This window comes from Delftia sp. ASV31, from assembly GCF_016428765.1.
Lineage (GTDB): Bacteria > Pseudomonadota > Gammaproteobacteria > Burkholderiales > Burkholderiaceae_C > Comamonas > Comamonas acidovorans.
In genome coordinates this window covers 110,709-123,180 of sequence record NZ_JAELTK010000006.1, presented here as the reverse complement: position 1 = coordinate 123,180, position 12,472 = coordinate 110,709, and the positions used below count along the sequence as shown (strand labels likewise).

The following is a 12,472-nucleotide window of genomic DNA, read 5'->3' as shown; positions in this document are numbered from 1 at the left end:
CCCCCCCCCCCCCCCCCCCCCCCCCCCCCCCCCCCCCCCCCCCCCCCCCCCCCCCCCCCCCCCCCCCCCCCCCCCCCCCCCCCCCCCCCCCCCCCCCCCCCCCCCCCCCCCCTTTTAATGACCCCGCCACCACCGAGATCTACACTGTTCGCATTTCGTCGGCAGCGTCAGATGTGTATAAGAGACAGATACAAAGTGGACGGTGCCATCGCCGTCATCACCTTGAACAATCCGCCGGTCAACGGCCTGGGGCTATCCACGCGGCGGGGCATCGTCGAGGGGCTGGACAAGGCTTACGCCGACCCGGCCATCAAGGCCATCGTCATCACGGGCGCCGGCAAGGCTTTTTCGGGCGGCGCTGACATCAACGAGTTCGGCAAGGAAGAGGCGTATCGCGAGCCGCACCTGGTCTCGCTGATCAACTCGCTGGACCAGGGCAGCAAGCCCGTGGTGGCCGCCATCCACACCGTCTGCATGGGAGGCGGGCTGGAGCTGGCGCTGGGCTGCAACTACCGCGTGGCCGCTCCCGGCACCCTGGTGGCCCTGCCGGAAGTCAAGCTGGGCCTGTTGCCCGGTGCAGGCGGCACGCAGCGCCTGCCGCGCGTGCTGGGCGTGGAGACCGCGCTGAACATGATCGTCAGCGGCGAGCCGGTCAAGAGCGAGCTGCTGGCCTCCATCCCCGGCCAGAAGCTGTTCGACAAGATGGCCGCCTCAGCCGAAACCCTGCTGGACGAGGCCAAGGCCTTCGCGCTGGAAGTGGCCGACAAGCGCCCGCTGCCGCGCGTGCGCGACCTGCCCTGCAAGCATCCCCAGGGTGATGCCTACTTCCAGTTCGCGCGCAACATGGTCAAGGGCATGGCCAAGAACTACCCGGCCCCGGCCCGTTGCGTGGACACGGTGGAGAATGCCGCGCGCAAGAAGTTCGACGAGGGCATGGCCCTGGAGCGCGATGCCTTCATGCAACTGATGTGGTCGCCCGAGTCGCGCGCGCTGCGCCACCTGTTCATGGCCGAGCGCGCGGCCTCCAAGATCGCCGACGTGCCTTCGGACACGGCTGTGCGCGACATCAAGACCGTGGGCGTCATCGGTGCCGGCACCATGGGCGGCGGCATCTCCATGAACTTCCTGAACGCGGGCATCCCCGTGACCATTCTGGAGACCAAGCAGGAAGCGCTGGACCGTGGCGTGGCCACCATCCGCAAGAACTACGAAGCCCAGGTCAAGAAGGGCAAGCTCACCCAGGAAAAGTACGACCAGCGCATGGCGCTGCTGAGCACCACGCTGTCGTATGACGCGCTCAAGAATGCCGACCTCATCATCGAGGCGGTGTTCGAGGAGCTGGGCGTCAAGGAAACCGTGTTCAAGCAGCTGGACGAGGTTGCCAAGCCCGGTGCCATCCTGGCCTCCAACACCTCCACGCTGGATGTGGACAAGATCGCCGCCTTCACCAAGCGCCCGCAGGACGTGGTGGGCATGCACTTCTTCAGCCCCGCCAACGTGATGAAGCTGCTGGAAGTGGTGCGCGGCAAGCACACCGCCAAGGACGTGCTGGCCACCGTGATGAAGCTGGCCAAGAAGATCAAGAAGACCGCCGTGGTCTCGGGCGTGTGCGATGGCTTCATCGGCAACCGCATGATCGAGCAGTACTCGCGCCAGGCCGGCTTCCTGCTGGACGAAGGCGCCACGCCCGCCCAGGTGGACAAGGCCATCGAGAAGTTCGGTTTCGCCATGGGCCCGTTCCGCATGGGCGATCTGGCCGGCAACGACATCGGCTGGGCCATCCGCAAGCGCCGCGCCGTCGAGCGCGCCGACATGAAGTACAGCCGCACGGCCGACAAGCTGTGCGAGCTGGGCCGCTTCGGCCAGAAGACCGGCGCGGGCTGGTACGACTACCAGGCGGGCAAGCGCGACGCCATCCCGTCCGAGCTGGTCAACCAGATGATCGAGTCCCACCGCAAGGAGCTGGGCATCACCCCGCGCAAGATCTCCGATGAGGAAATCGTCCAGCGCCTGGTCTTCGCCCTGGTCAACGAAGGCGCCCACATCCTGGAAGACGGCATCGCCGGAAAGTCGGGCGATATCGACATGGTCTACCTGACCGGCTATGGCTTCCCCATCTGGCGCGGCGGCCCCATGCACTACGCGGGTGAGGTCGGGCTGTTCAACGTGGTCCAGGCCATGAACCGCTTCGCCAAGAACCCCAACGACGACGCCGATTTCTGGCAGCCGGCCCCGCTGCTGGCGAAGCTGGCGGCCGAAGGCAAGCAATTCAGCTGAGACGTGCGGCGCACGAACTTTTTGCGAACCACCGCAAACCCGCCATACAAGGAATATCCATGACATCCGCCGTGATCGTTTCCACCGCCCGCACGCCCCTGGCCAAAAGCTGGAAGGGCTCCTTCAACATGACCCATGGCGCCACGCTGGGCGGCCATGCCGTGCAGCACGCCGTGCAGCGCGCAGGCGTCGACCCTGCCGCCGTCGATGACGTGATCATGGGCTGCGCCAACCCCGAAGGCGCCACCGGCATGAACATTGCGCGCCAGATCGCGCTCAAGGCCGGCCTGCCCATCACCGCATCGGGCATGACCATCAACCGCTTCTGCTCCTCGGGCCTGCAGACCATTGCCACCGCATCGCAGCGCATCATCGCGGGCGAGGGCGATGTCTATGTGGCCGGCGGCGTGGAGTCCATCTCCTGCGTGCAGCAGGAAATGAACCTGCACATGATCCAGGACCTGGCCCTGGCCAAGCAAAAGCCCGAGATCTACTGGAGCATGCTGCAGACCGCCGAACAGGTCGCCAAGCGCTACGGCATCGGCCGTGACGCCATGGACGAGTACGGCGCCGCCAGCCAGCAAAAGGCCTGCGCGGCCCAGGCCGCCGGCCTGCTGGACGCCGAGATCGCGCCCATCACCGTGACCATGGGCGTGGCCGACAAGGTGCGCGGCCTGATCACCAAGGAAGTGACCTGCAGCAAGGACGAGGGCGTGCGCGAAGGCACGACCAAGGAAGGCATCTCGGGCATCCGCCCCGCGCTGCCCGGCGGCGTGATCTCGGCCGGCAATGCCAGCCAGTTCTCCGATGGCGCAGGCGCCTGCGTGGTGGTCAGCGAGGACTATGCATCGCGCAACAACCTCAAGCCTCTTGGCCGCTTCCTGGGCTTTGCCGTGGCCGGCTGCGAGCCCGACGAAATGGGCATCGGCCCCGTCTTCGCCGTGCCCAAGGTGCTCAAGAAGCTGGGCCTGACGGTGCAGGACATCGACCTGTGGGAGCTCAATGAAGCCTTTGCCGTGCAGGTGCTGTACTGTCGCGACAAGCTGGGAATCCCCAACGATCGTCTCAATGTCAACGGCGGCGCCATTGCCCTGGGCCATCCCTATGGCGTGTCGGGCCAGCGCCTGACGGGCCATGCCCTGATCGAAGGCAAGCGCCGCGGTGCCAAGCGTGTCTGCGTGACCATGTGCATCGGCGGCGGCATGGGTGCCGCCGGCGTGTTCGAAGTGCTGTAAACCCGGGTGGCGGCTGCGGCCGCCACCGCCTGTTCCCGTTACTCCTGTTGGCCGCACGCGCTCCCTCTGGCGGCGCCTGCGGCTTCTTTTTTGATTCCGGACATCACCATGCGCCTGCGTTCCACCATCGATTTCCTGCTCTATGAATGGCTGCGCGCCGATGCGCTGGGCGAGCGCGAGCGCTTTGCCGACCATTCGCGCGACACCTTCGATGCCGTGCTCGACACCTGCGAGCGCATCGCCCGCGAGAAATACGCCCCCTTCAACCGCACCGTGGACACGCAGGAGCCGCAGTTCGACGGCGAGAAAGTCATCCTGCCCCAGTGCACCCACGATGCGCGCCAGGCCTATGCAGACTCGGGCATGCTCAGCGCCGCCCAGGACTACGACATCGGCGGTATGCAGCTGCCCTACACCGTGGAGGCGGCCGCCAACAGCTTCTTCGCGGCGGCCTCCATCAGCATCGGCTCCAACATGCTGACTTCGGGCAATGCCAATGCCATCATGGCCCACGGCACGGACATGCAAAAGCAGGTCTTTGCCACCAATGAATTCAATGGCCGCTGGGCCGGCACCATGTGCCTGTCCGAACCCCAGGCCGGGTCGTCACTGAGCGACATTGCCACCCGTGCCGAGCCCGATGGCGCCGATTTCGAGAGCGATGCGCTGGGCCCGCGCTACCGCCTCAAGGGCAACAAGATGTGGATCAGCGCGGGCGACCATGAGCTGACCGAGAACATCGTCCACCTCGTGCTGGCCAAGATCCCCGGCCCCGATGGCAAGCCCGTGCCTGGCGTGCGGGGCATCTCGCTGTTCATCGTGCCCAAGAAGCTCGTGGACACCGAAGGCCAGCTCACCGGCGAGCGCAACGACGTGGCCCTGGCCGGCCTCAACCACAAGCTGGGCTGGCGCGGCACCACCAACACGCTGCTGAACTTCGGGGAAGGGCGCTTTCCCGTGCGCGGCGGCGCCGGGGCCGTGGGCTACCTGGTCGGCAAGCCCGGCGAGGGCCTCAAATGCATGTTCCACATGATGAACGAGGCCCGCATCTCCATCGGCATGGCCGCCACCATGCTGGGCCTGGCCGGCTACCACGCCAGCCTGGACTATGCGCAGAACCGCCCGCAGGGCCGGCCGATCAAGGGGGCGCCGGGTGCAGCCGGCAAGGATGCCACGCGCCCCCAGTCGCGCATCATCGAGCACGCCGACGTCAAGCGCATGCTGCTGGCGCAGAAGTCCTATTGCGAAGGCGCGCTGGCGCTGAACCTGTTCTGCGCACGCTTGGTCGATGAGCAGCACACCGGCACGCCCGAATCCGTGGCCGAGGCAAGGCTGCTGCTGGAAGTGCTGACCCCCATCTCCAAGAGCTGGCCCAGCGAGTTCTGCCTGGAGGCCAACTCCCTGGCCATACAGATCCACGGCGGCTACGGCTACACGCGCGACTTCCCCGTGGAGCAATACTGGCGCGACAACCGCCTGAACATGATCCACGAAGGCACGCACGGCATCCAGGCCATGGACCTGCTGGGCCGCAAGGTGCTCATGGAAGGCGGCAAGGGCCTGCAGCTGCTGGCCACGCGCATCAACGACACCATCCAGCGCGCCATGGCCCGGCCCGAGCTGGCCGGCCACGCCAACGAACTGGCCAAGGCCCTGCAGGAGGTCGGCGCCACCACCAAGGCCGCATGGGCCACCGACGACCCGCAACAGGCCCTGGCCAATGCCGTGCCGTATATGCAGGCCTTCGGCCACACGGTACTGGCCTGGACCTGGCTGGACGTGTCCCTGGCTGTACTCGCTAAGGACGCCGCCCTGGCCGAACCCGCCAACGCTGGCCGCATGACCGCCATGCGCTACTTCTTTGGCTACGAGCTGCCGAAGATCGGCGCCTGGCTCAAGGTCGTGCGTGAGCGCGACATGACTTGCGCGCAGATGAGTGAAGAGGCGTTCTGAGGGAGTTGGCAGCACGGCTGCCGGAGGATGCAAAAAAGCGCCGACCATGTGGTCTGCGCTTTTTTTATTTCAGGGATTTTCAAGGTTGCCGGAGAGCCTGGCCTGCTCTTTGACCCATTCCCTGGTTTTTCCGCGAACGCACCATTCGGGGTTTTTGACCCAGTCCGTGAAATATATGGTGGGGTGCCCTTCCAGGATATTGCAACGTGTATAGCCCAGCTTTGGCATCGCATAGTACTGCAGCGGAGTAATAAATATCAAAGAAACCAGTGCTGAAGAAACTCCAAGGGTGAAAATTATTGATAGTGCTTTATCGGATTTTCGTAGAATACTGTCGTTGCAGGGGATGGAATTCAGCACCGATACCAGTGCTAATGTAATAAAAACGAAAGGAGTCATGAAGATTGTTGGTGCGCCCGGCATGATTCTTATGGTTGGCGCGAGAGCATTTATGTCTTTCAGCATCGGGATTGTTTCCGCAAAGGAAAACCAGAAACATCCGACGGATAGTAGAATGCTGATGGGTATTCCAAATATTGCAGATTTCCGAATATTTTTTATGTCTCTCATATTTATTTTAATGAATTGATTTTCTTTTGATTTGACGCGAAGTATCTTGTGAAGTTGATTTTCTGTTGGATCGTGATCCTTGGGTGATGCTCACGTGCTGAGAGATGATAGCTGCCTTTATTGAATGGTGCTTTGATCTAGTTTATATATGCCTGGTGCTTTTTCATTGTTTACAGACTTTAGGGCTGTAATAACGTTTTGTTTTATTTTCCATCGCTGATCTGTGTAGTTGAGAAGTGCTCCAGTGGCAAATATGGCTAACGCCATAGCTCCTAGCGGAAAAATGACCAAAGTAGTAACGCTTGCCGTTAAGGCTCCCGCGCTTATTGCAATCATCGTCGCCAATCCCGCCTTGACCGCCTCCACTCCAATGCCACCCACAAGATCATGCATTGTCTTCTCGTCATTGAAGATAAAGTCCAGTGCCTCTATCCCGGTGCCCACCACCAGGCTCAGAAGAAACCCGCCCTTGGCCACATTCTGCAGACCGCGAATACCCAGGCCCATCTGGACCATGCGTGGATTGGCGGCAAGGAATCGCGTGCCTTGCAGCAGCTGGCGGCGAAGTCCCGCGTAGCCCGTGATGATGATATAGGTGCCTGTGGCGGTTGTCTTGATATAGGAGCGGGCACCGGCCAGGCCCAATGCAATCAGCGTTTTGGTGATCAGGTACGCGTCGCTGACCATCAGGGAGGCGGGAGCGACCCAGGGTTTGCCTGCATTCGGGCTGGCGGTGTGTGTCCAGTATCGCCCAAGCGCACTGTGGGCCAGCATGGCATGCAGCGTGGCCGCCAGGCGAGGATTGTTACGCGCCTTGTCGCTCAGTATGTCTGCGTATTCCTGTGGCGTGAGCACAATGGCATCGATCTGTTTTTGCTCCATTTGGCGAGCAAGCATGTCGGCATAGCCGATCTGATAGAAGGTGGCGGCAATGGAGGCTGGCATGGTGTATGGAGACGCTGGATCAGAAGCGGAATCGATGATTCCAGCCAATGCGCCTTGGTCAATAAAGGCAATTTGACGGAAATGAGTGGTTGCAAGCAGGCGAATAATCCGCTGGCAGTGTCCAAGCGGGTTTCCGATGTTTGCTGAGCGAAGAGTCCTCATTTGATTTCATGGCCTGCACGAGGTCAATCAAATAAGTCGCCCACAGATCATTTTCAGAATTATCCTTAGGACAATTCCTAAAATCAGGTTTGAAATTCCAGGTGAATAGAGATGCTGCCAATAAGCGTTGGGTCCCAGGCAGCGCTATTCGCCATGGGTGGTATTCACGGGGCACAAGCGCAGGCTGCCCGGCTCGGCCACGGGCATTTGCGGATGAAGGATGCGGGGAGAGGTGGTCCGTACCGCCGCTGCGCTTGCGGGCAGGCTGCTGGACCGGGGTATGGGCTACGGTCTCACCGTGCTGAATGCTTGCAGACGAGGACTCAGGGACCGGGTGTCAGCGCATCGGAAGCCGTGCAGGCACTGAAGGCTGCCTGCCGGAGGGCGCATGCCTCAAAGATCCAGTCCGAGATAACGCGTGCCCGGCACGGGATTGAAGCTCACCGGTTCCGCATCCACAAAACCCAGGTTTTCATACAGCCGCTGCGCGGCCTGGAACTCGGGCAGCACGTCCAGGCAGATGCGGGTGTAGCCTGCGTGGCGCGCGGTGTCCAGAATGCCTTCCACCAGTCGCCGCCCCAGGTTCTCGCCGCGTACCGTGGGGCGCACGTAGACGCGCTTCATTTCGCCTGTCTGCGCATCCACCTGGCGCAGGGCGGCGCAGCCCACGGGCTGGCCGTCTTTCCAGGCCAGCAGCACGCAGCCTTCGGGTGCGGCGTACTTGCCGGGCAGGGCGGCGAACTCGGTCTCGAAGTCCTGGAAGTCCAGGCTCACGGTGGGACTGGCCACGTACTCCCGGAAGATGCGGACCACGGCGTCGAGGTCTTCGGGGAAGTGGGCGGGGCGGATATCGGTCATGGGTGCCAAGGGGTCAAGCCCTGTTCAAGGGCGCTGCTCGGTTGGAATGAAAGCGCACAAGGATAGGGCAAGACGCCCGGGCCGCCGCCGATCCGCTACGGCATGGGCACCATGCTCAAGCACAGGGCATCGTCGTGTGCCAGGCGGGCAATGGGACAGCCCGCAACTCACTCCTTCGGGGGCGCCTGTTCAGGGCGTTCGCACCTGCCGGTTTGCCTGGAGATCTGTGCTCCAGCTTTCAGGCATTTGTCTTTCTCCACATGGTTCAGGATCAGTGGCGCCAGCCACGCTGCCAGCAAGGCAAGCGCCAAAGGCAGCACGCCAAGCACCCACAGCATCCACTTCGCCTCACGCCGGAAATGCCCGGAGATTCCTGCGTTGGGCGATGCGGGATCTTTCATGGCGATGGCACCGCCTCAACTGCACAAGCGCAGATTGGTGCGCGCAGCCTTGAGCATGGGCAGCACCACATCGGCATCGGTGGGTGGATAGGCCTCGCGCAGTTCCTGATCCGTCTTGCCGGCTTCCTCGGCCAGTGGGGCCAGGGTCTGGCGGCAGGCGGCTGCGTCGCCCGAGCGAAGCTGCGCCAGCGCCAGGTCGTTGCGCAGCCAGCCTTTGGCGACGCCGGTCAGCACCTCATCGCAGTCCTGCAGCACCGGCGCCAGCGTGGTCAGCGCCAGGCGGTAGTCCTTGGCGTCGTACGCGCGCTTGAAGTTTCTGCGCGATGCGGCAATGGCCTTGTCCGTGCAGCCGGGTGTGGGCCGAAGGTAATCGCCACCGAACCAGGCCCGCATGCCGCAGAAGTCCCTGCATGCATCGGCGGTGGCCGTGTCGACCCCTACGCGCTGACCGGCAGGCGCGAAGTCCACGGCGCAGGCCGAATTCGCCATCCTGGCCCGGCCGTTGGTGATGGTGCCTTCCAGCTCACAGGTATGGCCGTTGGCACCGACGGTCTGGATATGGAACTTGCCATTGGCCCGCACCACCAGATCGCCACCCCCGCCCTTGCGCACATAGGTGCCTGCTGAGGGCGTGGTGATCTGTGCGCAGGCCAGGCCGATGTGGCAGGTGAGGACCAAGGGCGACAGGCGGAGCAGGCAGTTGGTGAGTTGCATGGGCAGGGCTTTGGATTTGCGGCGTGTACGAGGGCGCAGGAATTGCAGCGAGTGTATCGATCAAGGCCGTTTTGCATGGCGGGATCGTTTGTCTGCGGACGGTACGGCGCCGTGCCCAGCTACAGTGATCCAGAATCTTGCAGCTCACCATGGACACTACAAAGCACATCAATCCAGACCACTATCTGGAAACCGAACAAGGTCGCCTGTTCACCCCGGAACGCAGTGCTGCCGCATGGGAGTTGGCGTACCGGGACTTGGACAAAGCACTGTCTGCCAGCTCGCCCGCGACCAAGCTCTATGTGGTGGTGGGGGTGCAAGCTGCAGGCAAGAGCAGCTGGATTCAACAGAACGCCGCAGCGTTGGGTGGTGATGCGGTGTTCTTTGATGCCGCCCTTCCGAAGACGGTGCATCGTGAGCGTGCCATTCAGATCGCCAGATCACATGGCGTGCCCGTAGTCTGTATTTGGCTCAAAGCCGATTTGCAGACCGCCTTGCGGAGGAACACGCAGCGGCGAGCCGATCACCAAGTGCCGGAGCAGGCCATTCGCAGCGTGTTTGCCATGTTCGAGCCGCCGAGTGAGCAGGAAGGGTTCGCGGTAGTCCATATCGACGACACCGAGCCGGCCCCCGAGAGCTCCATCCAGCCCATGGGGCCGCGCCAGTTCCCGTCCCTTCAGGATCTCGACCAGCAGGTGATTGTGGGCTGGCGAGCTTGCGAGATGGCGTTGGCCGAAGGCGGCCGCTGGGATATGGATGAATCAGGTCGGCAGCACTGGGTACCTGGCGAAGCAGTCTGGAGCCATCCGCAGGTGCCCTATCTCCAGTTCATCGAGATTTGGATCCAACTGGTGGACGGACGTGTCTGGTCAATGCTTTCCCGTATCGACGATGGCAGCGGGTTTCACGGCCTGTACCTTGTGACTCCAGAGGCGTCTGAGCCGGGTCCCGGCGTGCCTGCATCCATTGGTTACCGTGACCGACTGCTGGCTGAGTTGCCCTTGGGCCTTGTGCGGATAAAAGACATGCGCCGGGATGCAGATGGCTTTGTCGTGGAGATGTGCATGCTCATCGGCCAGAAAGTGGTTCGGTTCCTGTCAGGGGAGGTCTATGAGCGGGGTCAGGGCCTGTTTGAAGTCATAGAGCTTGATGAATCGATACTCGTCCAGATAGAAATCTAGATGCAGCCAAGCATTGGGCAGCAACCGCTGATGTGCCTTTTGCCGTCGGTATGTCCTGATGTGGAAAGCGCGCAGAGACAGGCTCCTCACAACGCCAGATGCAAAGCCTCCCCCGTCCCCTGCGCAGGCACGGCGCAGCAGATCAGGGCCTCGCCCGCGGGCACGGCGAAGGAGGGTGGCGAGGCATAGGTCACCCCGCCCTGCAGCACACGCGTGCGGCAGTCGCCGCAGCTGCCGCCCCGGCAGCCGAAGGCGGGCTCCAGCCCCCTAGCCTCGGCCACTTCGAGCAGGTTGCCGTCGCCGGGCTTCCAGCGCGCTTCCTTGGCCGAGTCGGCAAAGATGATGCGGACAGGCTGCGTGGCGGGTGCAGGCAGTTCGGCGGCGGGGGCTGCACCGGCCATGGAGCGCTTCAGGGCCGAGGGACCGAAGGCTTCTGCGTGGATGCGCTCGTCGGGCACATTGCGTTCGCGCAGGCCGTCATAGGTGGCCTGCATGAAGGCGTCCGGGCCGCAGAGGTAGAAGTCGTAGTCGTCCCAGGGCAGGGTGGCTTTCAACAGGGCCATGTCGATGTGGCCCTCATGGTCGTAGTCGCGGCCGGCCTTTGCCGTGCCGGGTTGGCTGAGCGTTCGCACCCAGTGCACCTCGGCATTGCCGGCCTTCACCAGTTCGGCAATCTCCGTGTCAAAGGCCCGTTCGCTGCGCGTGCGAGCCGCCTGGAACAGCCAGGTGGGCCGAAGGCTGCGGGTGCGCCGGCCTTCGTGGACGATGTGGCGCAGCATGGCCAGCAAGGGCGTGATGCCTATGCCCGCGGCCAGCAGCACGGCGGGGCGGCGCAGGGCCGCATCGGCGGTGAAGCTGCCAGCGGGCGGGCGGGCCTCGACCAGATCGCCGGGCTTCAGGCCATGCAGGTGGCTGGACGCACGGCCTTGCCTCTTGACGCTGATGCGCAAGCGCCCGTCCGAAGGCGCCAGCGACAGCGTATAGGTGCGCTGCAGATGGCTGCCGTCCGCCAGCGTGAGGCGCAGCGGCAGGTGCTGGCCGGCCAGGGGGGCCGCCGTGGCCATGCCATCGGCCGGCTCCAGGTAGAGCGAGCGGATGGTGGAACTCTCATCCACGGCCTGCGCCACCCGGAACGGCCGCCATTGCCGCCCCAGCCGGGCGGCGGCCAGGCGCTGGCTGGCATCGGCCCAGCTTCCGGTCATCTGCAGGTGGGGCGACCAGCCGTCGGCCGCCATGCTCCAGCGCAGCGGCAGGGCGTCGGGCCGGCGCACGATGCGGCGGGGCTTGAAGGTCCACAGGCGCTCGGCGCCCTCGAAGGCCGCGATTTCCGGGGAGTCGAGGATGACGCTGGCCTCGCCCGTCATCTGCAGCATTTCCCCGGTTTCGGAGTCGATGAACAGCAGGCCTGCCTTGGGATTGACCAGGAAGTTGCCCAACGTCATGAAGAACAGGTTGCCCGAGAAGTCGGGGATGGTCAGCGTTCCATCGGCGTCGATCCGCACAAAGCCCGGCTTGCCGCCACGGTGGGAGACATCGACTTGGCGCAGGCCATCCTCCCCATCAACGTAGGACGCCACGTAGAACGTATCCGCCTGCGCAATCAGTGCCTGCGCGCGGGGGTCCAGCGATGCCAGTTCGACCGCCGGCACCTGCGTGGGCTCGTCCGCAGGCCGGACAAACCGGACGCTGCGGTTCTGGATATAGCGCGGGCAGTTGCCGAAGCTCTGGACCACGCCGATGTCGAAGGCGCCCGTCCCATCCACGCCTGTCTTGCGCCGCACAGTGCCGTTGAGCCGGTTGCGCCGGCGCGTCATGGGGTCCATGCCCAGCAGGCCCACGGCATGGCCATTTGCCAGGCCCGGCTCGGCCGGGTCGGCCGCATCGCGGCCCGCCCCGACATGCAAGGTCAGCGGGTCGGGAGAGCGCAGGAATCCCGGCTCGCCGGCCCGTACCGTGGCCCAGGCATCGCCTTGCGCATCCACGCTGCCCAGCACCACGAAATGCAGCAGAGGATAGAACTCGCGGTGCTGGTCCAGCAGGAAGGGGCGCAGGAACTTGCGGCCCGGCATGTCCATGCGGCCCACGACGCCAACGCTTTGCTGGATCGCCAGTTCGCCCGCATGCCAGGGCGAGGCGGGGTTTTGCAGGGGTTGCGGGTGCATGGTGCGCTCCTTTG

The 12,472-nt window shown here is 63.9% G+C and carries 11 protein-coding genes; 5 read left to right on the top strand and 6 right to left on the bottom strand.

The features are described from left to right. The first annotated feature begins 177 nt into the window (after positions 1–177). From JHD82_RS04060 to JHD82_RS04050, 3 genes are all read left to right on the top strand, one after another. Entirely contained in the window at positions 178–2,277 is a 2,100-nt protein-coding gene (locus tag JHD82_RS04060; RefSeq protein ID WP_199135503.1) for a 3-hydroxyacyl-CoA dehydrogenase NAD-binding domain-containing protein, read from the top strand. A gap of 59 nt (positions 2,278–2,336) precedes the next feature. After that, positions 2,337–3,512: an acetyl-CoA C-acyltransferase gene (locus JHD82_RS04055; RefSeq protein WP_013802768.1), complete on the top strand. Its 1,176-nt coding sequence runs from the start codon at positions 2,337–2,339 to the stop codon at positions 3,510–3,512. Positions 3,513–3,620: 108 nt separating this feature from the next. After that, a complete protein-coding gene (locus JHD82_RS04050; RefSeq protein ID WP_199135498.1) occupies positions 3,621–5,465 on the top strand; it encodes an acyl-CoA dehydrogenase in 1,845 nt (614 codons plus the stop codon). Positions 5,466–5,534: 69 nt separating this feature from the next. Here the strand turns inward: JHD82_RS04050 and JHD82_RS04045 are convergent, their stop codons facing one another. Then, complete coding sequence (locus JHD82_RS04045) at positions 5,535–5,864, bottom strand: hypothetical protein (protein WP_199135504.1); 330 nt, start codon at positions 5,862–5,864, stop codon at positions 5,535–5,537. On the opposite strand from JHD82_RS04045, the gene JHD82_RS04040 reads away from it, so the two are divergent. Next, the gene (locus JHD82_RS04040) at positions 5,863–6,054 is read left to right on the top strand and encodes a hypothetical protein (protein ID WP_199135497.1); all 192 of its coding nucleotides are present in this window, start codon (positions 5,863–5,865) and stop codon (positions 6,052–6,054) included. The two genes, JHD82_RS04045 and JHD82_RS04040, sit on opposite strands and share 2 nt — an antisense overlap. A gap of 98 nt (positions 6,055–6,152) precedes the next feature. On the opposite strand, the gene JHD82_RS04035 is transcribed toward JHD82_RS04040, so the two are convergent. From JHD82_RS04035 to JHD82_RS04020, 4 genes are all read right to left on the bottom strand, one after another. Further along, a complete protein-coding gene (locus JHD82_RS04035; RefSeq protein ID WP_199135502.1) occupies positions 6,153–6,980 on the bottom strand; it encodes a hypothetical protein in 828 nt (275 codons plus the stop codon). Between the two features lie 555 nt (positions 6,981–7,535). Further along, a complete protein-coding gene (locus JHD82_RS04030; protein WP_141835886.1) occupies positions 7,536–8,000 on the bottom strand; it encodes a GNAT family N-acetyltransferase in 465 nt (154 codons plus the stop codon). A 167-nt stretch (positions 8,001–8,167) separates the two neighbouring features. Next, the gene (locus JHD82_RS04025; protein WP_043781750.1) at positions 8,168–8,401 is read right to left on the bottom strand and encodes a hypothetical protein; all 234 of its coding nucleotides are present in this window, start codon (positions 8,399–8,401) and stop codon (positions 8,168–8,170) included. 15 nt (positions 8,402–8,416) lie between these two features. Further along, a complete protein-coding gene (locus JHD82_RS04020; protein ID WP_199135496.1) occupies positions 8,417–9,115 on the bottom strand; it encodes a hypothetical protein in 699 nt (232 codons plus the stop codon). A 149-nt stretch (positions 9,116–9,264) separates the two neighbouring features. Between JHD82_RS04020 and JHD82_RS04015 the strand changes: the two genes are divergently transcribed. Beyond that, positions 9,265–10,296 carry an AAA family ATPase gene (locus JHD82_RS04015; RefSeq protein WP_199135495.1) on the top strand — a complete coding sequence of 344 codons (1,032 nt, stop codon included), beginning with the start codon at positions 9,265–9,267 and terminating at the stop codon, positions 10,294–10,296. An 86-nt stretch (positions 10,297–10,382) separates the two neighbouring features. Here JHD82_RS04015 and JHD82_RS04010 read toward each other — a convergent pair whose 3' ends face one another. After that, the gene (locus tag JHD82_RS04010) at positions 10,383–12,458 is read right to left on the bottom strand and encodes a pyridoxamine 5'-phosphate oxidase family protein (RefSeq protein ID WP_199135494.1); all 2,076 of its coding nucleotides are present in this window, start codon (positions 12,456–12,458) and stop codon (positions 10,383–10,385) included. Positions 12,459–12,472 lie beyond the last annotated feature (14 nt).